Annotated in this window: 22 protein-coding genes; 11 read left to right on the forward strand and 11 right to left on the reverse strand. The window is 54.9% G+C overall.

The features are described from left to right. Nucleotides 1–5: 5 nt before the first annotated feature. The gene (yccS, locus tag ACOTX2_RS06025) at nt 6–2,168 is read left to right on the forward strand and encodes a YccS family putative transporter (protein WP_063147650.1); all 2,163 of its coding nucleotides are present in this window, start codon (nt 6–8) and stop codon (nt 2,166–2,168) included. Here yccS and ACOTX2_RS06030 read toward each other — a convergent pair. After that, nucleotides 2,125–2,751, reverse strand: coding sequence for a TfoX/Sxy family DNA transformation protein (locus tag ACOTX2_RS06030; RefSeq protein WP_023315767.1), 627 nt, complete (start codon nt 2,749–2,751; stop codon nt 2,125–2,127). The genes yccS and ACOTX2_RS06030 overlap by 44 nt on opposite strands. A 217-nt stretch (nt 2,752–2,968) precedes the next feature. Between ACOTX2_RS06030 and sulA the strand changes: the two genes are divergently transcribed. Both sulA and ompA read left to right on the forward strand, forming a co-directional pair. Continuing rightward, on the forward strand, nt 2,969–3,478 hold the full coding sequence (sulA, locus tag ACOTX2_RS06035; RefSeq protein WP_032610196.1) for an SOS-induced cell division inhibitor SulA: 510 nt from the start codon (nt 2,969–2,971) through the stop codon (nt 3,476–3,478). 356 nt (nt 3,479–3,834) lie between these two features. Continuing rightward, entirely contained in the window at nt 3,835–4,887 is a 1,053-nt protein-coding gene (ompA, locus tag ACOTX2_RS06040) for a porin OmpA (RefSeq protein WP_017694761.1), read from the forward strand. 65 nt (nt 4,888–4,952) lie between these two features. Here the strand turns inward: ompA and matP are convergent, their stop codons facing one another. Further along, nucleotides 4,953–5,405 carry a macrodomain Ter protein MatP gene (gene matP / locus ACOTX2_RS06045; RefSeq protein WP_063147651.1) on the reverse strand — a complete coding sequence of 151 codons (453 nt, stop codon included), beginning with the start codon at nt 5,403–5,405 and terminating at the stop codon, nt 4,953–4,955. Between the two features lie 186 nt (nt 5,406–5,591). Between matP and ACOTX2_RS06050 the strand changes: the two genes are divergently transcribed. Both ACOTX2_RS06050 and fabA read left to right on the forward strand, forming a co-directional pair. Continuing rightward, on the forward strand, nt 5,592–7,352 hold the full coding sequence (locus ACOTX2_RS06050; RefSeq protein ID WP_023305819.1) for an AAA family ATPase: 1,761 nt from the start codon (nt 5,592–5,594) through the stop codon (nt 7,350–7,352). Nucleotides 7,353–7,420: 68 nt separating this feature from the next. Beyond that, entirely contained in the window at nt 7,421–7,939 is a 519-nt protein-coding gene (gene fabA / locus ACOTX2_RS06055) for a bifunctional 3-hydroxydecanoyl-ACP dehydratase/trans-2-decenoyl-ACP isomerase (RefSeq protein ID WP_000227926.1), read from the forward strand. Nucleotides 7,940–8,010: 71 nt separating this feature from the next. Here fabA and rmf read toward each other — a convergent pair whose 3' ends face one another. The 6 genes from rmf to rlmKL form a co-directional block, all read right to left on the reverse strand. Next, nucleotides 8,011–8,178 (reverse strand): ribosome modulation factor, encoded by a 168-nt coding sequence (gene rmf / locus ACOTX2_RS06060; protein ID WP_003858162.1) that lies wholly within the window; start codon nt 8,176–8,178, stop codon nt 8,011–8,013. 254 nt (nt 8,179–8,432) lie between these two features. Next, the gene (pqiC, locus tag ACOTX2_RS06065) at nt 8,433–8,999 is read right to left on the reverse strand and encodes a membrane integrity-associated transporter subunit PqiC (RefSeq protein WP_022647654.1); all 567 of its coding nucleotides are present in this window, start codon (nt 8,997–8,999) and stop codon (nt 8,433–8,435) included. Continuing rightward, complete coding sequence (pqiB, locus tag ACOTX2_RS06070; RefSeq protein ID WP_022647653.1) at nt 8,996–10,636, reverse strand: intermembrane transport protein PqiB; 1,641 nt, start codon at nt 10,634–10,636, stop codon at nt 8,996–8,998. The genes pqiC and pqiB overlap by 4 nt, the downstream gene beginning before the upstream one ends. Before the next feature lie 4 nt (nt 10,637–10,640). After that, nucleotides 10,641–11,894 carry a membrane integrity-associated transporter subunit PqiA gene (gene pqiA / locus ACOTX2_RS06075; RefSeq protein WP_022647652.1) on the reverse strand — a complete coding sequence of 418 codons (1,254 nt, stop codon included), beginning with the start codon at nt 11,892–11,894 and terminating at the stop codon, nt 10,641–10,643. A gap of 13 nt (nt 11,895–11,907) precedes the next feature. Continuing rightward, nucleotides 11,908–13,815 carry an ABC transporter ATP-binding protein gene (locus ACOTX2_RS06080; RefSeq protein WP_063147652.1) on the reverse strand — a complete coding sequence of 636 codons (1,908 nt, stop codon included), beginning with the start codon at nt 13,813–13,815 and terminating at the stop codon, nt 11,908–11,910. A 12-nt stretch (nt 13,816–13,827) separates the two neighbouring features. Beyond that, a complete protein-coding gene (rlmKL, locus tag ACOTX2_RS06085; protein ID WP_032671569.1) occupies nt 13,828–15,936 on the reverse strand; it encodes a bifunctional 23S rRNA (guanine(2069)-N(7))-methyltransferase RlmK/23S rRNA (guanine(2445)-N(2))-methyltransferase RlmL in 2,109 nt (702 codons plus the stop codon). Nucleotides 15,937–16,034: 98 nt separating this feature from the next. On the opposite strand from rlmKL, the gene ACOTX2_RS06090 reads away from it, so the two are divergent. Then, complete coding sequence (locus tag ACOTX2_RS06090) at nt 16,035–17,144, forward strand: YcbX family protein (protein ID WP_032624523.1); 1,110 nt, start codon at nt 16,035–16,037, stop codon at nt 17,142–17,144. Here ACOTX2_RS06090 and zapC read toward each other — a convergent pair. Both zapC and pyrD read right to left on the reverse strand, forming a co-directional pair. Beyond that, the gene (gene zapC, locus ACOTX2_RS06095) at nt 17,141–17,683 is read right to left on the reverse strand and encodes a cell division protein ZapC (protein WP_023299740.1); all 543 of its coding nucleotides are present in this window, start codon (nt 17,681–17,683) and stop codon (nt 17,141–17,143) included. The two genes, ACOTX2_RS06090 and zapC, sit on opposite strands and share 4 nt — an antisense overlap. 166 nt (nt 17,684–17,849) lie before the next feature. Next, nucleotides 17,850–18,860: a quinone-dependent dihydroorotate dehydrogenase gene (gene pyrD, locus ACOTX2_RS06100; protein ID WP_015570907.1), complete on the reverse strand. Its 1,011-nt coding sequence runs from the start codon at nt 18,858–18,860 to the stop codon at nt 17,850–17,852. A 249-nt stretch (nt 18,861–19,109) separates the two neighbouring features. On the opposite strand from pyrD, the gene ssuE reads away from it, so the two are divergent. Genes ssuE through ssuB form a run of 5 tightly spaced genes read left to right on the forward strand, consistent with a single transcriptional unit; the run spans nt 19,110 to nt 23,350 of the window. Further along, complete coding sequence (ssuE, locus tag ACOTX2_RS06105; protein WP_022647647.1) at nt 19,110–19,685, forward strand: NADPH-dependent FMN reductase; 576 nt, start codon at nt 19,110–19,112, stop codon at nt 19,683–19,685. Further along, complete coding sequence (locus ACOTX2_RS06110; protein ID WP_022647646.1) at nt 19,678–20,640, forward strand: sulfonate ABC transporter substrate-binding protein; 963 nt, start codon at nt 19,678–19,680, stop codon at nt 20,638–20,640. The genes ssuE and ACOTX2_RS06110 overlap by 8 nt, the downstream gene beginning before the upstream one ends. Continuing rightward, nucleotides 20,637–21,782, forward strand: a complete 1,146-nt coding sequence (gene ssuD, locus ACOTX2_RS06115) for an FMNH2-dependent alkanesulfonate monooxygenase (RefSeq protein WP_038415787.1) — start codon at nt 20,637–20,639, stop codon at nt 21,780–21,782. Before ACOTX2_RS06110 ends, ssuD begins: the two co-directional genes overlap by 4 nt. 9 nt (nt 21,783–21,791) lie before the next feature. Further along, nucleotides 21,792–22,583, forward strand: a complete 792-nt coding sequence (gene ssuC, locus ACOTX2_RS06120; protein ID WP_063147653.1) for an aliphatic sulfonate ABC transporter permease SsuC — start codon at nt 21,792–21,794, stop codon at nt 22,581–22,583. Beyond that, nucleotides 22,580–23,350 carry an aliphatic sulfonates ABC transporter ATP-binding protein gene (gene ssuB / locus ACOTX2_RS06125; protein ID WP_022647644.1) on the forward strand — a complete coding sequence of 257 codons (771 nt, stop codon included), beginning with the start codon at nt 22,580–22,582 and terminating at the stop codon, nt 23,348–23,350. Before ssuC ends, ssuB begins: the two co-directional genes overlap by 4 nt. Nucleotides 23,351–23,439: 89 nt before the next feature. Here ssuB and pepN read toward each other — a convergent pair whose 3' ends face one another. Further along, entirely contained in the window at nt 23,440–26,052 is a 2,613-nt protein-coding gene (gene pepN / locus ACOTX2_RS06130) for an aminopeptidase N (protein WP_063147654.1), read from the reverse strand. Nucleotides 26,053–26,138: the final 86 nt, after the last annotated feature.

Genomic DNA, 26,138 nt, shown 5'->3' on the forward strand with positions numbered 1-26,138 from the left:
CTCTCATGCTAAGCCCCCTGCTTCGTCGCTATACATGGAACAGTAACTGGCTGTATAACGTCAGGATATTTATCGCCCTCTGCGGCACCGTCGCTCTGCCGTGGTGGCTGAATGATGTGAAGCTCACCATCCCCCTCACGCTTGGGGTGGTGGCCGGCGCGCTGGCGGATCTCGACGACCGCCTGGCCGGTCGTTTGCGTAATCTGGTCATCACGCTGGTCTGCTTCTTTATTGCTTCCGCCTCCGTTGAGCTGCTTTTCCCGTGGCCCTGGCTGTTTGCCTTAGGGCTGACGGTGTCCACCAGCGGCTTCATTTTGCTCGGCGGCCTCGGGCAACGCTACGCCACTATCGCGTTTGGCGCCCTGCTGATTGCCATTTACACCATGCTGGGCGTCTCTCTTTACGATCAGTGGTATCAGCAACCGGTCCTGCTGCTATTGGGCGCTATCTGGTATAACCTGCTGACCTTAACCGGGCATCTTATTTTTCCGGTTCGTGCCTTACAGGACAACATTGCCCGCAGTTACGAACGGCTGGCCCACTATCTTGAGCTGAAATCCCGGCTGTTTGATCCGGATATCGAAGAGGACAGCCAGGCGCCCCTGTACGATCTGGCGCTGGCAAATGGCCAACTGGTCGCCACGCTGAATCAGACCAAAGCGTCTCTGCTCACCCGTCTGCGCGGCGATCGCGGTCAGCGCGGTACCCGGCGCACCCTGCACTACTACTTTGTTGCCCAGGATATTCACGAGCGCGCCAGCTCCTCGCATGTGCAATACGCTGACCTGCGCGAGAAATTCCGCTACAGCGACGTGATGTTCCGTTTCCAGCGTCTGCTGTCGATGCAGTCTCAGGCCTGCCAGCAACTTGCGCGCTCAATACTGCTGCGCACGCCCTATCAGCACGATCCTCGCTTTGAACGCGCATTCAGCCACCTGGATGCGGCGCTCGATCGCGTTCAGGCCAGTGGAACTTCGCCGGAACAGTTCAAAGCCCTGGGATTCCTGCTCAACAACCTGAGAGCCATCGATGCTCAGCTCGCCACCATTGAGTCTGAACAGGCGATGGCGATGCCGGGCAATGACGCTGACAACCAGCTTGCCGACGACAGTCTCAACGGTTTCAGCGATATATGGCTGCGCCTGAGCCGTCATTTTACGCCGGAATCCGCCCTCTTTCGCCATGCGGTAAGGATGTCGTTGGTACTGTGCGTTGGCTACGCGTTTATCCAGATAACAGGATTGCACCACGGCTACTGGATCCTGCTGACCAGCCTGTTCGTCTGCCAGCCGAACTATAACGCTACCCGCCATCGACTCGCGCTGCGTATTGTCGGGACGTTAGTCGGGGTCGCCATCGGGCTGCCGGTGCTCTATTTTGTACCCTCAGTAGAAGGGCAACTGATCCTGATTGTGATTACCGGGGTACTGTTCTTCGCCTTCCGCAATGTGCAGTACGCTCACGCCACAATGTTCATCACGCTGCTTGTGCTGCTCTGCTTCAATCTGCTGGGTGAAGGCTTTGAAGTGGCCCTCCCCCGTGTGATCGACACGCTGATCGGCTGCGCCATCGCCTGGGCGGCGGTGAGCTTTATCTGGCCGGACTGGCGTTTCCGAAATTTACCGCGCGTGTCCGACAGAGCAATGAACGCCAACTGCCGCTATCTGGACGCCATACTTGAGCAATACCATCAGGGTCGCGATAACCGTCTGGCCTATCGGATTGCCCGTCGCGATGCGCATAACACTGACGCAGAGCTGGCTTCCGTTGTCTCGAATATGTCAACTGAGCCGCGCGCCACGGCAGAAATCCGGGAGACAGCCTTCCGCCTGCTGTGTCTGAACCACACGTTCACCAGCTATATCTCTACCCTTGGCGCCCACCGAGAGAAACTGACGAATCCGGGCATCCTGGCACTGCTGGACGATGCCGTTTGCTACGTTGATGATGCGCTTCATCATCAACCTGCGGATGAGCCACGGGTTCACCAGGCACTGGATGAACTGGTGCAACGTATCGCACACCTTGATCCAGGCACCGACAACAAAGCTCCGCTGGTCCTTCAGCAAATTGGCCTGCTTATCGCTTTGCTGCCGGAAATTTGTCGGCTGCGACAGCAGATCGCTACCTGGCGGAATGATGGCCCTGCGACTCAGGCAGCGCATTAAACCACTCCGTAAGCTCCCGGCGAATATCCGCCGGGAGTGCCGCTTCATGTAACCCTTCAATCGCGCCTTCAAGCGCGAACAATACCCGGATACTCAGCGCTTTATTCTTAGAGCGCATTTTCAGCCAGCTCGTCTTCGCCCCCAACTGTCGTAGCGTCTCTTCATTAGTAATGCCCGCCTCCATAAGCAGGACCTCAATCTGAAAGGTCAGGTTCGGCAGATCTTTAAGCCGGTTACGCTGATGGCGCTGGTAGCGCTCTTTCCTGGCGGCATCGAGCGCAAACGAGGAGAGCTGAAGCAGTTTTTCCCTGTTTTGCCACAGACCTTCATCCACACGGTAGTAATTAAGCAGCACAGGACGTCCTCGTTTCATCAGGGTCAGAAAAGAAGAGGCGTTTTTTACACAGTATTTTGCACTTTGCTCACAGGCGCGAAGGTAAAGCTCACCGTCAGACACCATCGCGAATACCGCTTCATCCACGGCCAGGGTATAACCGCCAAACAGTGCGCGATGATGAATTTCACCCAGCGGAGAGAGGTATTCTTGAGATTGATAAATCCGTTCATAAGATATCTTTTTCATGATAATTCCATTAAAAATCATACAGTAACCACGATATTTCTTACTAACGGATCCGTTAGCAGGAAAATAGGCAACTTATTGCCGTTGGGCAAGATGATTTTTTCAGGTTCACCAGGAATCGATGAAATTTGCGAGTCGCTTTCCGAAAATGAGGTTGATCTTTATGCATACAGGGGTTACTGTATATCCATACAGTAACTACAGGGCTGGAATGAATATGTACACTTCAGGCTATGCAAATCACTTAACACCTTCTACTTCTGCCGCAGGCAATGCTGCGCAGAATTCTATCGGGCGTGAATCGACAGGGCTTATCAGTGAAGTGGTTTACCGTGAAGACCAGCCGCTGTTGACACAACTCTTACTCCTGCCGCTTTTGCAGCAGCTCGGGCAACAGTCTCGCTGGCAGCTCTGGCTGACGCCACAGCAAAAATTAAGTCGCGAATGGGTTCAGTCGGCTGGGCTGCCATTAGCGAAGGTGATGCAGATTAATCAACTCTCCCCTTGCGATACGGTCGAGTCGATGGTCCGGGCATTACGTACCGGGAACTATAGCGTCGTGATTGGGTGGTTGCCTGAGGATCTGTCGCAAGAGGAACATTTGCGTCTGACTGAAGCGGCTGAAGAAGGTAACGCGATGGGTTTCATCATGCGGCCAGTTCGTGGAGATTCCTATCGCAGAGGACAACATCCCGGGCTAAAAATTCACTCAAATGTGTACCATTGAGTCATTTTAAGAGTTTTCCTGGAATTTTTTTCGACCGCAGTATGCAAAAAAAGTTCAACGCGCCAAAACTGCGGCAAGGCTTGTCTGACGCGGTTCTCGTTAATTTTACTGCACAAAATTCGTTCAAAAATTGTTAAATATTAGGTATACGGAACTTTTTTTTTCATATGCCTGACGGACTTCACACTTGTAAGTTTTCAGCTACGTTGTAGACTTTACATCGCCAGGGGTGCTCGGCCTAAGCCGAAGATATCGGTAGGTTTATATTTGACCACGCCCCCCGGTGAAGGATTTAACCGTGATTCCTCCGATGGAGATATTCATGGCAAATTTTGGATGATAACGAGGCGCAAAAAATGAAAAAGACAGCTATCGCGATTGCAGTGGCACTGGCTGGCTTCGCTACCGTAGCGCAGGCCGCTCCGAAAGATAATACCTGGTATGCAGGTGGTAAACTGGGCTGGTCTCAGTTCCATGACACCGGTTGGTACAACAGCAGCCTGAACAACGATGGCCCTACTCACGAGAGCCAGCTGGGTGCAGGTGCGTTCGGTGGCTATCAGGTTAACCCGTATGTTGGCTTTGAAATGGGTTACGACTGGTTAGGTCGTATGCCTTACAAAGGCGACAACGTAAATGGCGCTTTCAAAGCTCAAGGCGTACAGCTGACCGCTAAACTGGGTTACCCAGTAACTGACGATCTGGACGTGTACACCCGTCTGGGCGGCATGGTATGGCGTGCAGACTCCAGCAACAGCATCGCTGGTGACGACCACGACACTGGTGTTTCCCCAGTATTCGCTGGTGGCGTTGAGTGGGCAATGACCCGTGACATCGCTACCCGTCTGGAATACCAGTGGGTTAACAACATCGGTGACGGTGCTACCGTTGGTGTTCGTCCAGACAACGGCATGCTGAGCGTTGGTGTTTCTTACCGTTTCGGTCAGCAGGAAGATGCGCCAGTCGTAGCTCCAGCTCCGGCTCCAGCGCCAGAAGTACAGACCAAGCACTTCACTCTGAAGTCTGACGTTCTGTTCAACTTCAACAAAGCTACCCTGAAACCAGAAGGTCAGCAGGCACTGGATCAGCTGTACACCCAGCTGAGCAACCTGGATCCTAAAGACGGTTCTGTAGTGGTTCTGGGCTTCACCGACCGTATCGGTTCTGACGCTTACAACCAGGGTCTGTCTGAGAAACGTGCTCAGTCTGTAGTTGATTACCTGGTATCTAAAGGTATCCCAGCTAACAAGATCTCCCCACGTGGTATGGGCGAATCTAACCCAGTTACCGGTTCTACCTGTGACAACGTGAAACCACGCGCTGCACTGATCGACTGCCTGGCACCAGATCGTCGCGTAGAGATCGAAGTTAAAGGTATCAAAGACGTTGTAACTCAGCCTGCGGCATAAGTTATCGTCTTATAAAAAAACCCCGCCATGCGGGGTTTTTTATTATCTGAAGAAAAGTAAAAAGCTTATTTTTTACCTAACAGTGCCTGTAGATCGTTTTTCAACGTCGACATCTGGCTGGCATACTTCTCTTTGTGCTCGGCATCTTCAATCAGCTGCACCACCGTTTCCGACAGGGTTTTCCCGCGCCGTTGCGCAAGCCCGGCCAGACGCTGCCAGACCATGAACTCCAGGTCGATGGATTTCTTACGGGTGTGCTGATGCTCGGCATTGAAATGCCGTTTACGACGAGCTCGGATAGTTTGCTTCATCCGGTTTAACAAGGCCGGATTAATGTGTTTCTCGATCCAGTCGTTGACCTGTACCGGTTCGTTTTCGAGGGTCAGCAACATATCCACAGCTTCTTGTGCCGCGCTGGCTTCGATGTAGCAGGTGATCAGCTCCCCTTCACGGTGCTTTTTGACCAGGTACTTCCATTTCCAGCCGCTTTCGAGGTTTTCCAGTTGTTGATATTTCATTGCGATCTCAGTGTTACCGTGTAACTCTGTTCAGAATATCAGTTTTTTGGCAATCTGCTGAAAAGAAATCATATCCTGTGAAACGTCGCAGGCGATCCGCATGACGAAAAGCCGAATCCTGATTGGGCAGAGTGCGCCGCTTACGGTATACTCCACGGTTTTACTTCTGACTAAAAAACATCAACTTTGACCATTACGAAACTTGCATGGCGTGACCTGGTTCCGGATACCGAGAGCTATCAGGAGCTGTTTGCACAGCCAGACCTCACAAAAGAACACAAATTCATACTTAGCGAGACACAACCGCGTTTGCATTACGCGCTGGAGCAGATGTCATCCCCATGGGCTACATCTCCTTTCATGCTGCTCAAAGCCCCGGAAGAAGCCGAGTATCTGACGCTTCTCGGTGATGCCATGCGCCAGTTGCAGCCAAAAACGAATGCCGTTTTTGGTGGTCAGTATCATATTGCCGGTCGCGACGTGACATTCGAACCTGCCACGCAGGCAGATGGATTGTTCGCTGCAAAAGGCGAGGTGATCACTGCCAACTGGGTGGAAGCAGAACAGTTGTTCGGCTGCCTTCGTCAGTTTAATGGCGATGTTTCTCTGCAACCCGGGCTGGTACACCGCGCGAATGGCGGCGTATTGCTCATCTCCCTTCGCACACTGCTTGCGCAGCCGCTGCTGTGGATGCGCCTGAAAACGGTGGTGACGCAGCAACGTTTTGACTGGGTAGGCTTCGACGAGTCACGTCCTCTGCCTGTTTCCATTCCGTCTATGCCGCTGTCGCTGACCGTCGTGCTGACGGGTGACCGTGAATCCCTGGCTGACTTCCAGGAAATGGAGCCAGAACTCGCGGAGCAGGCGGTTTACAGCGAATTTGAAGACAATATTCAGATTGCAGATGCCGATGACATGGCGCAGTGGTGTCAGTGGGTTATGGCCGTGGCGGAACGTTTCGCGCTGCCCTCACCTGCCGAGGATGCGTGGCCGGGCTTAATCCGCGAGGCCGTACGCTACACCGGCGATCAGGAAACCCTGCCGCTCTGTCCGCTCTGGATCGGTAAACAACTGCGTGAAGTGGGCGTTATCAGCGGCAACGGTACGTTCAACGGTGAGCAACTGAGCCAGATGCTGGCCCAGCGTGAATGGCGCGAAGGCTATCTTGCTGACCGTATGCAGGATGAAATTCTGCTTGAACAGATTCTGGTGGAGACCGAAGGCGAACGTATCGGGCAAATCAATGCCTTGTCCGTCATCGAGTTCCCCGGGCACCCGCGCGCCTTTGGTGAGCCTTCCCGTATCAGCTGTGTCGTACACATTGGTGACGGCGAATTTACCGATATCGAACGCAAGGCCGAACTGGGCGGAAACATTCATGCCAAAGGCATGATGATCATGCAGGCATTCCTGATGTCTGAACTTCAGCTCGAGCAGCAGATCCCCTTCTCTGCCTCGTTGACCTTTGAGCAGTCCTACAGTGAAGTCGACGGCGACAGCGCCTCAATGGCAGAGCTGTGCGCCGTGATCAGCGCGCTTGCAGACGTGCCGATTAACCAGAATATTGCGATTACCGGGTCCGTGGATCAGTTTGGCCGTGCCCAACCGGTGGGCGGACTGAATGAGAAAATCGAAGGCTTCTTCGCAATCTGCCAGCAGCGCGGTTTAAACGGCAAACAGGGCGTGATAATTCCGGCACCTAACGCTCGCCATTTGAGCCTGAGCCAGGCGATTCTGGATGCGGTAGAGCAGGAACAATTCACCGTCTGGGCCATCGAAGGGGTTGAGGATGCACTACCCTTACTGACAAACCTGGTCTGGGACGGCGAAGGCCAGACAACCCTGATGCAGACCATTCAGGAACGTATAGCTCAGGCGACACAGCAGGATGCTCGTCATCGTTATCCGTGGCCGTTACGCTGGTTAAGTTGGTTTAGTGCGAACTGATCGGACTTGTTCAGCGTACACGTGTTAGCTATCCTGCGTCCTTCACTAAAATAAGGCTTACTGAGAACATGGTAGATAAACGCGAATCCTATACTAAAGAAGACCTTCTTGCCTCTGGTCGCGGTGAACTGTTTGGCGCGAAAGGCCCGCAGTTACCAGCCCCAAATATGCTGATGATGGACCGTGTCGTGAAAATGACCGAAACCGGCGGCAACTTTGATAAGGGTTACGTAGAAGCAGAACTCGATATCAACCCGGACCTGTGGTTCTTCGGTTGCCACTTTATTGGCGATCCGGTAATGCCTGGCTGCCTGGGCCTCGATGCCATGTGGCAGCTGGTTGGCTTCTATCTGGGCTGGCTTGGCGGTGAAGGCAAAGGCCGTGCGCTGGGCGTAGGCGAAGTGAAATTCACCGGTCAGGTTCTGCCTACCGCGAAGAAAGTCACCTACCGTATCCATTTCAAACGCATCGTTAACCGCCGTCTGATTATGGGCCTGGCGGACGGTGAAGTGTTGGTTGATGGTCGTCTGATCTATACCGCGAACGACCTGAAAGTGGGTCTGTTCCAGGATACCTCCGCTTTCTGATAACGGCTTTTAGCCCCTTCCAGAAAGGCGAAACCTCCGCATTGCGGAGGTTTCTTTTTAAAGAGACGGTATCAAGCAAGTACTGCCCTGTCTCCGATGGCTTCTCGCCAGCCCCCTAGCCATTGGGACCTTTGATTCAGGGCCTGATAGGGACACATTTCTTTAGAACGTCCGGCGATGCCAGCCTGATAACCACGTTGATGAGCCCTTTCCAGGCGATCTCGTTTCTGTCTCTTCATGCCTCGTTTCCCTCATTCTTTTGTCTGGTGGAAAGAAAACAGTGGTTGCAATATGTGCAAGCACAGTTAACGAATACCCCGAATCTGCGTCAGCGTCAACGTTCAAAATTCATACGGGTGTCATATTTGTGAGCTACATGGAAGATCGTTTGTACAAAAAGTGTGATGCGGGACAAGTAACAACCTGAACGTAAAACGAAAAAAAAGCCGCAATCAGCAAGAAGCTGAGTGCGGCTTTCGTCGATGAATTTTACTTATGGCAGGCGGGAAATCTCTCTTGCTATAGTAGCCGACTCCTGTGCCCATCCCTGCGCAAGTACTTTCACCATTTCGTCATAGCCATCTTTCTGCTGCTTGAGTTCAAGATGGAAAGGACGCTTAATCAGCTGACCCTGGTGATTCAGCAGCCACTCCCCGCTGATAACAACGGCACCATCATAGCGGCCATGGAATCCCGTCACGTTAACATTCAGAGTGTCCTGATCGCTTCCCAGAGGCTGCGAGGCAACGACCCAACCGGGGAGCTGGCTGCTCAGATTCGCCACCAGCGTATTGCGTAGCTGCTGATCCAGCGGGCTGGCCCACAGGTTATTGTTGGCGATTACATACTGCACATCGCTGGTCTGGTAGACCACCCCGTTGCCCGCCAGGTAATCTGGCACGGCAACCTGCTCAACCCACAGCAGACGGCTGCCCTGCGAGGCGCTGCTCTGCGCCCCCGACTGCGCGCTTAACGGCAGCTGGTAGTAGCTTTTGTTATCGCTTCCAGAGCTACAGGCCGTTAATACCAGTGCGCCTGCGATGATTAGCCATTTTTTCATTGTTTCGCCCTCTTAGGCTCAGGATCCTTTTTATCTTTCGCTTCAAACACCAGCGCGTTGCTCTTTTCATTGAGCGTTTTCAGAACGGGCTGTAGCTCGCGTAAAACCTGATCAAGACGTTGCATATCCGCCACCATCTTGTTGTAGGCCGCTGAGCCCGGCTGGAAGCCCTGCATACTGCGATTCAGTTCACGCAACGTTTTCTGCATATCCTGCGGCAGTTGCTGCATGGACTGGTTGGCCGTGATCTTGTTGATATTATCCAGGGTGGTTTGCAGACGTTGCATCGTCGCCTGGCTCTGATGCAGTGATCCCGTCGCAGCCTCAAGCATTGGATTCAGCGGCAGATTGTTGATCTTATCCAGCGTTTCCATCAGACGCTGTTGGATCTGCGCCAGGCCACTGCTGACCGTAGGAATGATTTTGTAGCCGCCAAATTCACGGACTCCCGTCATAGGTGGCGCTTTTGGATAGAAGTCCATATCGACATACAACGCCCCTGTCACCAGGTTGCCGGTTTTCAGCGAGCCACGCAGACCGCGATTCATCAGGTCGCTGATATGCTCCCCAATATCCTGATCTTCACCTATCTGGTTAATTAAACGCTCAGGCTCAATGCGTATCAGCACCGGAATACGATAATCATCATCAAGCATTTGCTTGAGTCCCGGAACAAAGTAAGGCACTTGCCCCACTGTACCCAGACGGATACCGCGGAACTCAACTGGCGCTCCTGGCTGCAAGCCGCGTACAGAGTCCTTAAAGAACATCAGATAATCGATGTGATCGGTATAGAGCGCATCCTGAATGCTTTTTTGATCGTCAAACAATCTGAAGGCGGTTTTTTCCGCCACCGGTTGTCCCAGATCTATACCTTCCGGCACGTCAAAACTGACGCCCCCACCAAACAGCGTGGTGAGTGAACCCATCTCAACGCGCATCCCCGCAGAGGTCAGATCCACAGCGATCCCACTGTCTTTCCAGAAACGAACGTTACTGGTCACCAGTCGGTCATTAGGCGCATTGATAAATAGCTGATAGCTGATGGTCCGTTTTTGCGGATCGAAGGTGCTCGTTTCAACCGAACCGACACGATACCCACGGAACAGCACCGGATCGCCCGGCGAGAGCTGGCCCGCTTTTTTGCTGTCCAGAATGACGCGGATCCCTTTTGCATCCGGTGGCGCAAGCGGCGGTGAATCCAGCAACTGATAGTTTGCTGGCTGGGCGCCTTTATTGCCGGGCTGGAGTTCAATGTAAGCCCCTGACAATAGCGTCCCTAAGCCGCTGATCCCTTCTCTTCCGACCTGCGGTTTCACCACCCAAAAAACGGAATCTTCATGGAGCAGTTTTTCCATGCCAGCATTCAGGCGGGCCTTAATTTCAACATGGGTTAAATCATCCGTCAGGGTCGCGCTTTCCACGACACCCACATCCACGCTGCGGCTCTTGATGGTGGTTTTTCCGCCCTCAATTCCCTCTGCATTGGTGGTAATTAGCGTGACTTCCGGTCCCTGATGGCTGTAATGATAAAACAGGATCCATGCACCGATCAGCGCGGTCACGATGGGGAAAATCCACACCGGCGACCAGTTTCTGACCTTCTGCACTTTAGCCTCTCCACTCTTATTTTCCATGCTCTTACTCTTCCTCATGGCTTGAATCGGGCTCACGATCCCACGATAAACGAGGGTCGAAGGTCATGGCCGCAAACATGGTCATAATGACGACCAAAGCAAACATCAGCGCTCCCATAGCGGGATAAATACTCATCAGCCCACCCATACGCACCAGCGCTGAGAGAACCGCAATCACGAACACGTCAATCATCGACCAGCGGCCAACAAATTCCACGACCTCATAAATCAGATGCATGCGCTCACTGTCACGCTTACCGTGCCCTTTTGCATCCCAGCAAAGCCAGGCAATGGCAATCATCTTTAAGGTCGGAACCATAATGCTGGCGAGAAATATGACGCCTGCAACAGGGTATGACCCTTCGCTCCACAGCAAAATCACCCCGGCAAGGATGGTCGAGGGCATTCTGTCGCCGAGCAGATCGGTGATCATGATCGGCAAAATATTGGCGGGCAGATAGAGCATGACAGAGGTCACCAGCAGCGCCATGGTCCATTGCAGGCTATTTTTGCGTCGGACGTGACCTTTAGTTTCACAGCGGGGACACACCTCGACATCCGCGGGCAGCACGGCGGTGCAGCAGGAGCAGGAGCGCAGCCCCTGACGGATACCCGGTACGCCCACCTTTACCGTCTGCGAGAGCGTCGGTGCCGGGGCAATATCGTCCCAGGTCCAGCGTCGGTCCACGCACTGGAAAGCGCGCAGTTGCAGCACGCAATACAGACACCACGGAATAAAGCTGCTGCCAATCCCCACATCGCCGTAGGCCATCAGCTTCACGAAGCTGACCAGGATACCCGCCAGAAAAATTTCCGCCATCCCCCAGCTTTTCAGCTGGAACAGGATCCGCGCGAGTTTGATTTTAAGGGCGGTGGGCATCCTGACGCGATTGACCAGTAGCAGAATGACGACCAGGCAAAAAGCCGGGACTATCTGCACGAACAGAAGAAAGAAGGTGCCAAGGCTGGCGTAATCTTCCGAGAACATCACGCCTGGAATTTCCAGTAACTCCACCTGGCTTACCATCCCACCCACTTTCATAGAGATGAAAGGGAAGAGATTGGAGAGCAGTAACATGAACAGGGCTGCCAGCGCGTAAGCCGTAGGACGCTGCCTTGGCGCGTCCCACTCGGTCGTCAGCGTAGCTCCGCAGCGCGGGCAGGCAGCCTTATGTCCGTGACCAAGCTCTGGCAACGCCACGAGCATATCGCATTGCGAGCATAAAATATGCCGATCGGCATGGTGCTGGTCACACATAGATTATCCCTGTTTATGCGCCGTTTTTCAGAGACTCAAGGTACTCCCAGCGCTCAAATGCCTCTTCCAGCGCCTGCTCGGCCTGGGAGAGTTCAGCCAATACTTTCTGAGTATAGTCGTGAGGCTGCGTAAAGAATGACGCATCAGCGACCTGAATTTGCAGTGCTTCCAGTGCCGCTTCCAGCTCTTCCAGACGCTGCGGCAGCCCTTCCAGCTCGCGCTGCAAGTTATAGCTCATTTTAGCAGGAGACTTTTTGACAGTTTCTGCTTTCGCAACAACAGGTTCAGCGACATTTTTGGTCTTCGCCTGTTTTTGCGCCAGCGACTGCGATTGCTGTCCACGCGCGTCATGATAGCCGCCCACATATTGACCGATGCGTCCTTCGCCTTCGAAGATCCAGCACTCGGTCACGGTGTTATCGACAAATTGACGATCGTGGCTGACCAGCATCACGGTTCCCTGATAGCCATCAATCAACTCTTCCAACAGTTCCAGCGTTTCGACATCCAGATCGTTCGTCGGTTCATCGAGAATCAGTAAGTTACTGGGTTTCAGGAACAGGCGCGCCAGCAAAAGACGGTTACGCTCACCGCCGGACAGCGCGCGCACAGGCGTCAGGGCGCGTTTTGGGTGGAACAGGAAGTCCTGAAGGTAGCCCAGCACGTGACGCGGCTTGCCGTTAACCATTACCTCCTGTTTGCCCTCTGCGAGGTTGTCCATCACCGTACGGTCCGGATCCAGCTCTGCGCGATGCTGGTCAAAGTACGCTACTTCCAGCTTGGTACCACAGTGAATACGACCGCTGTCGGCCTGCAACTGGCCCAGCATCAGTTTCAACAGCGTGGTTTTGCCGCAGCCGTTTGGACCAATAAGCGCAATTTTGTCGCCGCGCTGAACCTGTGCGGAGAAATCGTTCACCAGCACTTTGCCGTCAACCGAATAACTCACGTTCTCCATTTCGAAGACAATTTTGCCCGAGCGGGACGCCTCTTCCACCTGCATTTTGGCGCTACCCAAGACTTCGCGGCGTTCGCTACGTTCGCGGCGCATCGCCTTCAGGGCGCGAACGCGGCCTTCATTACGGGTACGACGCGCCTTGATGCCCTGACGGATCCATACCTCTTCCTGCGCCAGCTTGCGGTCGAACTCGGCGTTTTGCAGCTCTTCCACGCGCAGGTTCTCTTCTTTCTCCAGCAGATAGGTATCGTAATCGCCCGGATAGGTCACCAGCTTGCCGCGGTCGAGGTCGACAATGCGCGTGGCCATGTTGCGGATGAACGAACGGTCGTGGGAGATGAAGATAATGGTGCCATTGAAAGTTTTCAGGAACCCTTCCAGCCAGTCAATCGCTTCGATATCCAGGTGGTTCGTTGGTTCGTCCAGCAGCAGTACCCTGGGCCCGCTCACCAGGGCACGGCCCAGCGCCGCTTTACGCAGCCAGCCGCCGGAGAGCGCCGACAGCTCCATATCCGCTTCCAGGCCAAGCTGAGCCAGCACTTCGTTAATGCGGTTTTCCAGCTGCCACAGGCCGTGGTGATCGAGCATCTCCTGCACTTTTGCCAGTTCGTTGAGATTTTTGTCGCTCGGGTCGGTCATGACCAGATGCGAAATCTCGTGGTAGCGCTTGAGGTATTCCGCCTGCTCTGAAATCCCTTCGGCCACAAAATCGTACACGCTGCCGGTAACGTTACGCGGCGGATCCTGTTGCAGACGAGAGACGACCAGATCCTGCTCGTAAACAATACGGCCGTCGTCCAGCCCCTGCTCACGGTTGAGGATTTTCATCAGCGTCGATTTACCTGCGCCGTTACGGCCGACCAGACAGACGCGCTCGTTATCTTCGATATGCAGCTCTGCATTATCGAGAAGCGGTGAGTCGCTGAAAGAGAGCCACGCGCCGTGCATACTAATTAAAGACATTTATTTTTCCTTTCAGACCGCGGAGATCAGCCAGCAGTTGTGGATTTGACGGTTACGGGCAAAGTCCTGAGACAGCGTTTTTTGGCTGATTTCTTGTGCTTTAAGTCCCAGTTCGGCCAGGCCGTCGTGATCCATGCGGAATCCGCGCTTGTTATTCGAGAACATAATGGTGCCGCCTTTACGCAGCAGACGCTTCAGGTCGGTCATCAGGCGCAGGTGATCGCGTTGAACGTCAAAGCTATCCTCCATACGCTTGGAGTTAGAGAAGGTCGGCGGATCGATAAAGATAAGGTCAAACTGCTCATCGGTATCGCGCAGCCAGCCCAGCACGTCGGCCTGTAACAGGCGATGCTGACGACCGGTTAAGCCGTTAAGACGCAGGTTGCGCTCTGCCCACTCCAGATAAGTACGGGACATATCGACCGTGGTGGTACTACGCGCCCCACCAAGCCCTGCATGAACGCTGGCGCTGCCGGTATAGGAGAACAGGTTCAGGAAGTCTTTGCCCTTACTCATCTGGCCCAGCATGCGGCGGGCGATGCGGTGATCGAGGAACAGACCGGTATCAAGGTAATCGGTCAGGTTAACCCACAGGCGCGCATTATATTCGCCCACTTCGATGAAGTCGCCCTTCTCGCCCATCTTCTGATACTGGTTTTTGCCTTTCTGACGCTCACGGGTTTTCAGCACCAGCTTGTTTGGCGAAATGCCGAGTACGGCGATGGTGGCCGCAATCACATCCAGCATACGCTGACGCGCTTTTTGCGCATCAATGGTTTTCGGCGGGGCGTATTCCTGAACCACCACCCAGTCTGCATAGCGGTCAACCGCCACGTTGTATTCCGGCAGGTCAGCGTCGTAAAGGCGATAACATTCGATGCCTTCCTGCTTCGCCCACTTCTCAAATTTCTTCAGGTTTTTGCGCAGACGGTTGGCATAATCTTCCGCCACGCCAGACGGTTTGCTGTCCGCTGCTATCTCTGCCAGATGGTAGTTTTTCTGCACGCAGTCCAGCGGGCCGTTTTTCGCCTTGAACTGGCGATCGGCACGCAATTGCAGGCAGCTCAGCAGCTCTGGCGAGGCGCTAAACAGGGAGAGGTTCCAGCCGCCGAAATGCGCTTTCATGTTGCGGCCCAGCAGGCTGTGTAGCGCAATCAGCGCTGGCTCACTGCCAAGACGCTCACCATACGGCGGATTGCTGATCACCGTACCGTACGGGCCTTTTGGCAGCGGATTGGTCAGGTTCGCCACATCTTTGACGTCGAAGGTCACCAGCTCACCGATACCGGCTCGACGGGCGTTGCTGCGCGCGCGTTCAATCACCCGTGGGTCGTTGTCCGAACCGTAAAAGTGAGAGGTGTACTCCGCCAGCCCTTTACGGGCACGGGTCTGCGCGTCGTCTTTGACCTCTTTCCAGAGGGCTTCATCGTGCTGCGCCCAGCCTTTGAAGCCCCACTGTCCACGATGCAGCCCTGGCGCGCGGTCAGTGGCCAGCATCGCGGCTTCAATCAGCAGCGTACCGGAACCGCACATTGGATCGAGCAGCGGCGTACCCGGCTGCCAGCCGGAGCGCATCACGATAGCGGCGGCCAGTGTCTCTTTGATTGGGGCCATGCCGGTGCGATCGCGATAGCCGCGCAGATGCAGGCCTGCGCCGCTCAGATCCAGGGAAATACTGGCAGTGTCGCCGTTCAGCCAGACGTTGATACGCAGATCCGGGTTTTCACGATCAACGTTCGGACGTTCTTTATTACGACGCGTGAAGCAGTCCACAATGGCGTCTTTGACGCGCAGGGCACCGTACTGGCTGTTGCGGATCTCATCGTTGACGCCGTTGAAATGCACCGCAAAGGTAGCGTCCGGGGTGAAGATCTCTGTCCAGTCGATCATCTGTACACCGGTGTAGAGATCAAGATCGCTGTAGACCTTGCACTCTTTCATGGGCAGCATGATGCGCGACGCCAGACGGCTCCACATCAGGCTCTGGTAAATAAGCCGCGTGTCGCCCTCAAAATGGACGCCACCCTGAACCACCTGGCACTCTTTCGCGCCCAGGGTTTCCAGTTCAGTTTTTAACAGCTCTTCCAGCCCACGGGCCGTACTGGCAAACAGAGAATTCATATCGTCACTTTTACTCATAGAAAATTGTCGCGCATTATAGCTAATATGGCGTGTATGTCATAAAGTTGAAGGCTTATTTTATTTAGCGGGAGTGTGCAGTGGCGACGTTATCCAGGCTTTTTATTCATCCGGTGAAATCCATGCGTGGTATCGGCGTGACGCACGCGCTGGCCGATATGAGCGGATTCGCCTTCGATCGTATTTTTATGATCACCGAGCCTGACGGTACGTTCATCACCGCACGTCAGTTCCCGCAGATGGTTCGCTTTACGCCTTCCCCGCTTCATGACGGATTGCATTTGACCGCGCCAGACGGTTCAAGCGTCGTGATCCGCTTTGCTGATTTTGCGCCGGTTGATGCGCCAACGGAAGTGTGGGGCAATCATTTTACCGCGCGTATCGCGCCGGATAACATTAACCAGTGGCTGAGCGGCTTTTTCTCACGTGACGTTCAGCTGCGCTGGGTTGGGCCTGCGCTGACTCGTCGCGTGAAACGCCACGACGCGGTTCCCCTCTCCTTTGCGGATGGTTTTCCCTTCCTGCTGACCAGCGAGGCCTCGCTGCGTGATTTACAAACCCGTTGCAAAGCCAGCGTGCAGATGGAGCAGTTTCGCCCGAATCTGGTGGTGACCGGAGCGGATGCCTGGGATGAAGATACCTGGAAAGTGATCCGCATCGGCAGCGTTATCTTTGATGTCGTGAAGCCGTGCAGCCGCTGTATTTTTACCACCGTCAGCCCGGAGAAAGGTCAGAAACACCCTTCCGGCGAACCGCTGAAAACCTTGCAATCATTTCGTACCGCGCAGGATAACGGTGATGTCGACTTCGGCCAGAACCTGATCCCCCGCTCCAGCGGCGTAATCCGCGTGGGCGACGAGGTCGAAATTCTTACCCGCGGGCCTGCAAGAGTGTACGGCGCAGGCCAGGAAGAAGAAATGGTTGACGTTGTCACCAACGTCGCTTCCGCGGTGGATATTCACTGGGAAGGCAAAGTTATTCGTGGTAACAATCAGCAGGTGCTACTGGAACAGCTGGAGCAGGCGGGTATCCGCGTACCTTATTCCTGTCGCGCGGGGATTTGCGGATGCTGTCGCATTAAACTGGTCGATGGTGAAGTGAGTGCCCTGAAGAAATCTGCGATTGGCAGTGACGGCACGATCCTGTGCTGTAGCTGTGTACCGAAAACATCCGTACAGCTGGAAGCTTAAACCGCCTGTTCGAGGCTGAAGGAATCGACGCGCAGCTGAGGCTTCAGCCTGTCATTCATCACTTTGATGGCATCACCTAACTGCATGACTCGCCCGGCAATGGTCACGCCGGGTTGGGCCAGCAAACAGAGCGCAGCGTTTTCACCGGGTTCAACCACCAGCAAATTCACCTCTTCTTCGGTATCGCTCAGATTGACGCTGGCCGCATCGCCGATAGCCGGGGTCCAGCTCATACCGTGCGCGAGGAAATGCCAGCTTTTCGGCATTTGTGGTTTCAGGAAACGGATCGCCACCAGCGCATTTAGTACCAGTTCAGCGCGCTGTTCTTTGGAGAGATTGAAGTCGCGGCATTTTTCTTCAAAAGAGAAATAGAGTGCAGCGTCGTCAACGCAAAAGCCTGAGGGAGCAAACGCGTCTGGCGTTAACATTCGGCGCGCAAAACGAGAGCGAAACAACATGCCATTGGCTAAGTCGAGCATCATACGGTCATGCTCGTCACAAAAATACCAGCGCCAGTTATCGTCAGGTTTAATTCGCATGTTTCTCTCCCGTCCCCAAAACGTCCTGTACTAAAAATGTCCTGTTTGCCGCTTCGCTTATAACACTAGTAATAAAAGACTATAATGTCTAAATAAGCAACAATGACGGAATATAAAACAACCAGGGCTGGAAATAAAGCCCTGGTTGTCTGATTAAGAGAAAAGATTAGATATGCGTGACAATTTCTTTAATCAATGGCGGCCCTTTAAAAATAAAGCCGGAATAAATTTGCACCAGTGAAGCCCCTGCCGCCATCTTCTCACGTGCAGCGATGACGGAGTCAATGCCACCCACGCCAATAATCGGCAGCTGGCCTTTTAATTCCGCGGAGAGTGCGCGAATAATTTCGGTGCTTTTTAATTGTACCGGACGGCCACTTAATCCACCCGCTTCGTCACAGTTTTTCATTCCCTGGACGAGGGAGCGATCGAGCGTTGTATTGGTCGCAATCACACCATCAATATTATGGCGAACTAAACTGTCGGCAACCTGGATCAATTCTTCTGCCGAAAGATCCGGGGCGATCTTGACCGCGACCGGAACATATTTATGGTGGATCGCCTGTAGTGCCGTTTGTTTATTTTTAATGGCGCTAAGAAGATCGTCGAGCGCTTCGCCATATTGTAATGAACGCAGCCCTGGGGTGTTAGGCGAGGATATATTCACCGCGATATAACCGGCATAGGCATAGACTTTTTCCATACAAATCAGATAGTCATCTTTACCCTGCTCGACGGGCGTGTCTTTATTTTTGCCAATATTAATACCCAGCACACCATCAAAATGGGCTTTCTTAACGTTCTCAACCAGATGATCGACGCCAAGGTTATTAAAGCCCATGCGGTTGATCAGCCCCTCGGCTTCAACCAGGCGGAACAGACGTGGCTTGTCATTTCCCGGCTGCGGACGCGGCGTCACCGTCCCGATTTCGATCGAGCCAAAGCCCATCGCGCCGAGTGCATCAATGCATTCGCCATTTTTGTCCAGACCGGCCGCAAGGCCCAGTGGATTTTTGAACGTCAGGCCCATGCATTGGACGGGTTTTTCCGGCACGTTTTGACGCACCAGCGCGGCCAGAGGCGTTCCTGTAATACGACGTAACTGCTGAAATGTAAATTCATGAGCGCGCTCAGGATCGAGCTGGAAAAGGGCTTTACGAACGAAGGGGTAGTACATGAACTCTCCTGGATTCCCGGTGTGCAAACCGGGAGGGGATTATGTGCGATCCCGCCCGGAAAGGGAATTGACCTGTGGCAAAAAAAGCCATGTAAAACGCAATCGTTTACTTATCGGTTCGCTTCTTATGCTTTTTTCTGCATTCATCCTGAGGATAAATCATTTAGTGGAATAACCACGCAATGTCACACTCCTGAAAATTGTTATGAATGTTAGATAAAAGCAAACAATTAGTTATAAGGAGCAACCATGCGCGTCATTACCCTGGCCGGAAGCCCCCGCTTCCCCTCTCGATCCAGCGCACTGCTGGAATACGCTCGCGAAAAGCTTAATGCTCTGGATGTCGAAGTGTGTCACTGGAATTTGCACAATTTCGCGCCTGAAGATCTGCTCTACGCCCGTTTCGACAGCCCGGCGCTGAAAACCCTGATCGAACAACTTAAGCGTGCTGACGGGTTGGTCGTCGCGACACCAATTTATAAAGCCTCTTTTTCCGGTGCACTGAAAACGCTGCTCGATCTGCTGCCCGAACGCGCGCTGGACGGTAAGGTCGTCCTGCCGCTGGCCACAGGCGGTACGGTAGCCCATTTACTGGCGGTGGATTATGCCCTCAAGCCGGTTCTGAACGCGCTGAAAGCGCAGGAGATCCTGCATGGCGTCTTCGCTGACGACTCACAGGTAATCGACTACCAGCATAAACCGCATTTCACGCCGAATCTGCAAACCCGCCTCGACAGCGCGCTTGAAACCTTCTGGCACGCCCTTAATCGTCGGGATCGCCACGCGGCGGCATTTCATCAATCACAAGGAGTGGCGCATGTTTAAAACAGTTACCCGTATCGGGCTGGCAGGTCTGCTGGCAGTGGCATCGCTGGCTCAGGCGGCGGAGAAAACGCCGGAGAGCCTGCGTATCGGTTATCAGAAAGGCAGCGTCAGCATGGTGCTGGCGAAAAGCCATGCGTTGCTGGAGAAACGTTTCCCGCAGACCAAATTCTCATGGGTCGAGTTCCCTGCCGGACCGCAGATGCTGGAGGCGCTGAACGTCGGGAGTATTGATTTAGGCAGCACCGGCGATATCCCGCCGATCTTTGCCCAGGCGGCCGGGGCGGATCTGGTTTACGTTGGCGTTGAACCCGCCAAGCCGAAGGCAGAGGTTATTTTGGTGCCGGAAAACAGCGAGATCAAAAGCGTCGCCGATCTCAAAGGCCATAAGGTTGCTTTCCAGAAAGGTTCCAGCTCGCACAACCTGCTGCTGCGCGCGTTGCAGGAGGCCGGCCTTAAATTCACCGATATCCAGCCCGTTTACCTGACGCCTGCCGATGCGCGCGCGGCGTTTCAGCAAAAAAATGTTGATGCCTGGGCTATCTGGGATCCGTACTACTCCGCCGCACTGTTGCAGGGCGGTGTGCGGGTGCTGAAAGACGGTACCACCCTGAAACAAACCGGTTCGTTCTACCTGGCGGCACGTCCTTACGCTGAAAAAAATGGCGCATTTATTCAGCAGGTGCTGGATACCTTCTCTCAGGCCGATGCGCTGACCCAAAGCCAGCGTCAGCAGAGCATCACGCTACTGGCAAAAACCATGGGCCTGCCTGAACCGGTGATCGCCACCTATCTTGACCACCGTCCTCCCACCACCATAGCGCCGGTTGACGCCCACGTTGCCGCCCTCCAGCAGCAAACGGCAGACCTCTTTTATCAAAACCGCCTGGTTCCAAAGCAGGTGAATATTCGCGAACGCATCTGGCAACCCGCTGGCATTGAAGGAAAAAAATCATGAGTCTGAATCTTTTCTGGTTTTTACCCACCCACGGTGATGGACACTATCTTGGCACAGAAGAAGGCGCCCGCCCGGTCGATCACGGCTATCTACAGCAGATCGCCCAGGCGGCAGACCGCATCGGTTTTACCGGGGTGCTGATCCCGACGGGCCGTTCATGTGAGGACGCGTGGCTGGTTGCCGCGTCGATGATCCCCGTCACCCAGCGCCTGAAATTCCTGGTAGCCTTGCGCCCAAGCGTGGTGTCGCCCACCGTCGCGGCACGCCAGGCGGCAACGCTGGACAGGCTCTCCAACGGCCGCGCGCTGTTCAATCTGGTGACGGGCAGCGATCCGCAGGAGCTGGCGGGCGATGGCGTTTTTCTCGATCATACCGAGCGCTATGAAGCCTCCGCAGAGTTCACCCGCGTCTGGCGACGTCTGCTGGAAGGGGAAACCGTCACCTTCGAAGGAAAACATATCCACGTTCGCGATGCGCAACTCTACTTCCCGCCGGTACAGCAGCCGCGCCCTCCCCTTTATTTCGGCGGATCGTCGGACGTGGCGCAGGAGCTGGCGGCTGAGCAGGTCGATCTCTATCTGACCTGGGGCGAGCCACCGGAGCTGGTTAAAGAGAAAGTTGCTCAGGTACGCGCCAAAGCCGCAGAACATGGCCGTACGGTGCGCTTCGGCATTCGCCTGCACGTGATCGTACGCGAAACCAACGACGAGGCCTGGCAAGCCGCCGACCGTCTGATCGCTCATCTGGACGACGACACTATCGCCAAAGCACAGGCGGCGTTTGCCAAAACCGACTCCGTGGGCCAACACCGAATGGCCTCCCTGCACAACGGCAAGCGTGAAAATCTTGAGATCAGCCCGAACCTGTGGGCCGGGGTGGGTCTGGTGCGTGGCGGCGCCGGTACGGCGCTGGTCGGCGACGGTCCAACCGTAGCGGCACGCATTAATGAATACGCGGCGCTGGGGATCGACAGCTTTATCCTGTCTGGCTACCCGCATCTGGAGGAGGCCTACAAGGTGGGTGAACTGCTCTTCCCGCACCTGGATGTCGCTATCCCGGAAATTCCGCAGCCACGTCAGCTTCAGTTGCAGGGCGAAGCCGTGGCGAATGCGTTTATCCCGAGAAAAGTCGCGCAAAGTTAAGGAGCCACCATGTCTTCAACCGCACAAAAATGGCTGCTGCGCGCCGCACCGTGGTTTCTGCCCGTCGGCATTGTCCTCGTCTGGCAACTGGCGTCTTCAACTGGCTGGCTGTCGAGCCGTATTTTGCCCTCTCCGGAGGGCGTTGTGGAAGCGTTCTGGTCGCTAAGCGCCAGCGGTGAGCTGTGGCAACATCTTGCCATCAGCTCCTGGCGCGCGGTAATCGGCTTTTTGATTGGCGGGAGCATCGGCCTGACGCTGGGGCTGATCAGCGGTCTGTCCCGCTGGGGTGAGCGGCTGCTGGATACCTCCGTTCAAATGCTGCGTAACGTGCCGCATCTGGCGCTTATTCCGCTGGTTATCCTGTGGTTCGGCATTGATGAGAGCGCCAAAATTTTCCTCGTGGCGCTGGGAACATTATTCCCGATTTATATCAATACCTGGCATGGGATCCGCAATATCGATCGCGGTCTGGTTGAGATGGCCCGTAGCTATGGCCTGTCAGGTTTTGCCCTGTTTACCCATGTGATCCTGCCGGGCGCCCTGCCCTCCATTATGGTTGGGGTGCGTTTTGCGCTCGGCCTGATGTGGCTAACCCTGATCGTGGCGGAAACCATTTCGGCCAACTCCGGCATTGGTTATCTGGCGATGAACGCCCGCGAGTTCCTGCAAACGGACGTGGTGGTGGTTGCCATTATCCTTTATGCCCTGCTTGGCAAACTTGCGGACGTCAGCGCCCAGTGGCTGGAACGTAGCTGGCTGCGCTGGAACCCGGCCTACACCGCTCAGGAGGCGAAAGCATGAATACTGCACGACTGAACCAGGGAACACCCTTACTGCTGAACGGCGTGACCAAACGCTACGGTGATAACACCATTCTGAATGCACTGGATCTGCATATTCCTGCCGGACAGTTTGTGGCCGTTGTTGGCCGCAGCGGTGGCGGCAAGAGTACCCTGCTGCGTCTTTTAGCCGGGCTGGAGGCGCCAAACAGCGGTGACATTCTGGCAGGCACCACGCCGCTGTCCACGATTCAGGATGATACGCGCATGATGTTTCAGGACGCGCGTCTGCTGCCGTGGAAAACGGTGATGGATAACGTCGGGCTGGGCCTGAAGGGTAGCTGGCGGGAGGATGCCCGGCAGGCACTCGCCGCCGTCGGGCTGGAGAATCGCGCGGGAGAGTGGCCTGCGGCCCTGTCGGGTGGACAAAAGCAGCGCGTGGCCCTGGCACGCGCGCTGATTCATCGTCCCGGTCTGCTGCTGCTTGATGAACCGCTCGGCGCGCTTGATGCCCTGACGCGGATCGAGATGCAGGATCTGATTGAAACCCTCTGGCAGACGCACGGCTTTACGGTGCTGCTGGTGACGCATGACGTAAGCGAAGCTGTGGCAATGGCAGACAGGGTGCTGTTAATAGAAGAGGGTAAAATTGGTCTGGATCTGACGGTGGATATTCCACGTCCTCGCCGGGTGGGATCGGCCAGACTGGCGGAGCTGGAGGCGGAAGTGCTGGATAGAGTGATGAAACGTGGAGAAGCGGAGATTCAGCGGATAAAGGCTAATGCCTGATGCCCTCACCCCGGCCCTCTTCAACAGGGAGCACGGCGCAAGGGCAAATCGTAGGCCCGGTAAGCGAAGCGCCACCGGGCTTTTTTACATCAGGCCAGCGCCTTTGTAATCTTCTCGTACAGATCGCCAGACAAATTTTCCAGCCCTTTCAGCTGCTCAAGTGCGGCACGCATTTTCGCCTGACGCTGCGCATCGTAGCGTTTCAGGCGGATCAGCGGCTCAATCAGACGAGACGCCACCTGCGGGTTACGGCTGTTCAGCTCGGTCAGCATTTCAACCATGAACTGATAACCGCTGCCGTCTTCAGCATGGAACGCGGCCGGGTTGCTGCTGGCAAACGCGCCAATCAGCGAGCGGACGCGGTTCGGGTTGCTCATGGTGAACGAACGGTGCTTCAGCAGGCTGCGTACGTTGCTGAGCGCATCGGCTGCCGGGCTGGTGGCCTGAAGGATGAACCACTTGTCCATCACCAGACCATCCTGATGCCACCTGTCGTCGTACTCCTGCATCAGCGCATCGCGGCACGGCAGCTCGGCGGCAACGCTTGCGGCCAGCGCGGCCAGCGCATCCGTCATGTTATCGGCCTCATGGTACTGCTTGCTGACCAGCGTGTTCGCCAGCTCTGCCTCACCAAATGCCAGATAGCGCAGGCAGGTATTGCGCAGGGAACGTTTACCGATATCCGCATGTTCCACCCGATACGCGTCCAGCTTGTTGGCGTTGTAAATTGCGAGGAACTCATCTGCCAGTTCGGTCGCCAGCGTGCGGGTCAGCGCTTCACGCACGGCGACGATCGCAATGGGGTCGATGATGTCAAACAGCTCGGCGATTTCAGTCGCAGACGGCAGCGTCAAAATTTCAGCCGCCAGCGCCGGGTCAATATTCTCATCCAGCAGGATGGCACGGAACGCGTCTGCCACATGAACCGGCAGCGTCAGCGGCTGGCCCTGCTGGTAACGGTTGACGTTCAGCTTGATGTAGGTCGCCAGCAGGCTTTGTGCCGCATCCCAGCGCGAGAAATCGTTGCGCGCGTGACGCATCAGGAACGTCAGCTGCTGATCGCTCCACTTATATTCGAGTTTCACCGGCGCGGAGAACTCGCACAGCAGGGCAGGAACGGGCTGGAAATAGACGTTATCGAAGATAAAGGTCTGCTCTGCCTGGGTCACGTTCAGCACGTTATGCACCGGGTGACCGCCCTTCTGTAACGGGATCACGTTGCCTTCGTTGTCGTACAGCTCAACGCTGAACGGAATGTGCAGCGGATGTTTCTCTTCCTGCTCCGCCGTTGGCGGTGTGCGCTGGCTGATGGTCAGCGTGTACTGCTCAGTTTCCGGGTTGTAGTCGTCTTTGACCGTCACAATCGGCGTACCGGCCTGGCTGTACCAGCGGCGGAAATGAGACAGATCCACGTTAGAGGCGTCTTCCATCGCCTGGACGAAATCGTCGCAGGTGGCCGCACTGCCGTCATGACGCTCGAAGTAAAGCTGCATCCCTTTCTGGAAATTCGCTTCGCCCAGCAGGGTGTGGATCATGCGGATAATTTCAGCGCCTTTTTCGTACACCGTCAGGGTGTAGAAGTTATTCATCTCAATGACTTTATCCGGGCGGATCGGATGGGCCATTGGGCTGGCATCTTCTGCAAATTGCAGACCACGCATAGTGCGCACGTTGTTGATGCGGTTTACCGCCCGCGATCCCAGATCGGAGCTGAACTCCTGATCGCGGAAGACGGTTAAGCCCTCTTTCAGGCTCAGCTGGAACCAGTCGCGGCAGGTGACGCGGTTCCCGGTCCAGTTATGGAAATATTCGTGGCCGATAACGCGTTCGATATCGAGGTAATCTTTATCCGTTGCGGTATCGGTACGCGCCAGCACGTATTTGGAGTTGAAGATGTTAAGACCTTTATTCTCCATCGCGCCCATATTGAAGAAATCGACAGCAACGATCATATAGATGTCGAGGTCATATTCGAGGCCAAAGCGCGTTTCATCCCACTTCATGGAGTTGATGAGGGAGGTCATTGCCCACGGGGCGCGGTCAAGGTTGCCACGGTCCACGAACAGCTCCAGCGCGACTTCACGGCCAGAGCGCGTTTTAAAGGTGTCGCGCAGAACATCGAAATCGCCCGCCACCAGCGCAAACAGGTAGCAGGGTTTAGGGAACGGATCCTGCCACTGTACCCAGTGACGGCCATTCTCCAGTTCCCCTTCACCAATCCGGTTGCCGTTGGAAAGCAGGTACGGGTACAGCGTTTTGTCGGCAATAATTTTGGTGGTAAAGCGCGCCAGGACGTCCGGGCGATCCAGATACCAGGTAATGTGGCGGAACCCTTCGGCTTCACATTGGGTGCACAGGGCTACGCCTGACTGGTAAAGCCCTTCCAGCGCGGTATTGGCGGCAGGGCTGATTTCATTCACGATGCGCAGGGTAAAGCGTTCCGGCAGGTTGTCGATGACCAGCTGGTTGCCTTCTTCTTTATAGTCTGACCAGGCTTCATCATTAATATGCAGGGAAACCAGCGTCAGGTCTTCACCATCCAGACGCAGCGGCACGGCTGTCGCGCTCTGGCGCGTCACCTGGCTTACCGCCGTCACGACGGTTTTTGTGGCATCCAGGTCGAAGGTCAGATCGATATCGCTTATCAGGTAATCCGGCGCACGGTAGTCGTGGCGGTATTTAGCTTGTGGCTGTTGTGTCATAGAAAACCTTATGCATCGTTTGTCGAGTAACGATTCAATATATTCCGGTTGTGTAAAACGCGCTATGCAGAATGTTCATCTTTTCA

This window comes from Enterobacter cloacae complex sp. IR5412 (assembly GCF_049237385.1).
Taxonomy (GTDB): Bacteria; Pseudomonadota; Gammaproteobacteria; order Enterobacterales; family Enterobacteriaceae; genus Enterobacter; species Enterobacter intestinihominis.

What these genes read in the sequence shown, in the direction of transcription:
- ssuB (WP_022647644.1), top strand. Translation starts at nt 22,580, where the DNA reads ATGAATACTGCACGACTGAACCAGGGAACACCCTTACTGCTGAACGGC.
- rlmKL (WP_032671569.1), bottom strand. Translation starts at nt 15,936, where the DNA reads ATGAATTCTCTGTTTGCCAGTACGGCCCGTGGGCTGGAAGAGCTGTTA.
- fabA (WP_000227926.1), top strand. Translation starts at nt 7,421, where the DNA reads ATGGTAGATAAACGCGAATCCTATACTAAAGAAGACCTTCTTGCCTCT.
- yccS (WP_063147650.1), top strand. Translation starts at nt 6, where the DNA reads ATGCTAAGCCCCCTGCTTCGTCGCTATACATGGAACAGTAACTGGCTG.
- sulA (WP_032610196.1), top strand. Translation starts at nt 2,969, where the DNA reads ATGTACACTTCAGGCTATGCAAATCACTTAACACCTTCTACTTCTGCC.
- ssuC (WP_063147653.1), top strand. Translation starts at nt 21,792, where the DNA reads ATGTCTTCAACCGCACAAAAATGGCTGCTGCGCGCCGCACCGTGGTTT.
- ACOTX2_RS06080 (WP_063147652.1), bottom strand. Translation starts at nt 13,815, where the DNA reads ATGTCTTTAATTAGTATGCACGGCGCGTGGCTCTCTTTCAGCGACTCA.
- matP (WP_063147651.1), bottom strand. Translation starts at nt 5,405, where the DNA reads ATGAAATATCAACAACTGGAAAACCTCGAAAGCGGCTGGAAATGGAAG.
- ompA (WP_017694761.1), top strand. Translation starts at nt 3,835, where the DNA reads ATGAAAAAGACAGCTATCGCGATTGCAGTGGCACTGGCTGGCTTCGCT.
- rmf (WP_003858162.1), bottom strand. Translation starts at nt 8,178, where the DNA reads ATGAAGAGACAGAAACGAGATCGCCTGGAAAGGGCTCATCAACGTGGT.
- zapC (WP_023299740.1), bottom strand. Translation starts at nt 17,683, where the DNA reads ATGCGAATTAAACCTGACGATAACTGGCGCTGGTATTTTTGTGACGAG.
- pqiC (WP_022647654.1), bottom strand. Translation starts at nt 8,999, where the DNA reads ATGAAAAAATGGCTAATCATCGCAGGCGCACTGGTATTAACGGCCTGT.
- pyrD (WP_015570907.1), bottom strand. Translation starts at nt 18,860, where the DNA reads ATGTACTACCCCTTCGTTCGTAAAGCCCTTTTCCAGCTCGATCCTGAG.
- ACOTX2_RS06110 (WP_022647646.1), top strand. Translation starts at nt 19,678, where the DNA reads ATGTTTAAAACAGTTACCCGTATCGGGCTGGCAGGTCTGCTGGCAGTG.
- pqiB (WP_022647653.1), bottom strand. Translation starts at nt 10,636, where the DNA reads ATGGAAAATAAGAGTGGAGAGGCTAAAGTGCAGAAGGTCAGAAACTGG.
- ACOTX2_RS06030 (WP_023315767.1), bottom strand. Translation starts at nt 2,751, where the DNA reads ATGAAAAAGATATCTTATGAACGGATTTATCAATCTCAAGAATACCTC.
- ssuD (WP_038415787.1), top strand. Translation starts at nt 20,637, where the DNA reads ATGAGTCTGAATCTTTTCTGGTTTTTACCCACCCACGGTGATGGACAC.
- pepN (WP_063147654.1), bottom strand. Translation starts at nt 26,052, where the DNA reads ATGACACAACAGCCACAAGCTAAATACCGCCACGACTACCGTGCGCCG.
- pqiA (WP_022647652.1), bottom strand. Translation starts at nt 11,894, where the DNA reads ATGTGTGACCAGCACCATGCCGATCGGCATATTTTATGCTCGCAATGC.
- ssuE (WP_022647647.1), top strand. Translation starts at nt 19,110, where the DNA reads ATGCGCGTCATTACCCTGGCCGGAAGCCCCCGCTTCCCCTCTCGATCC.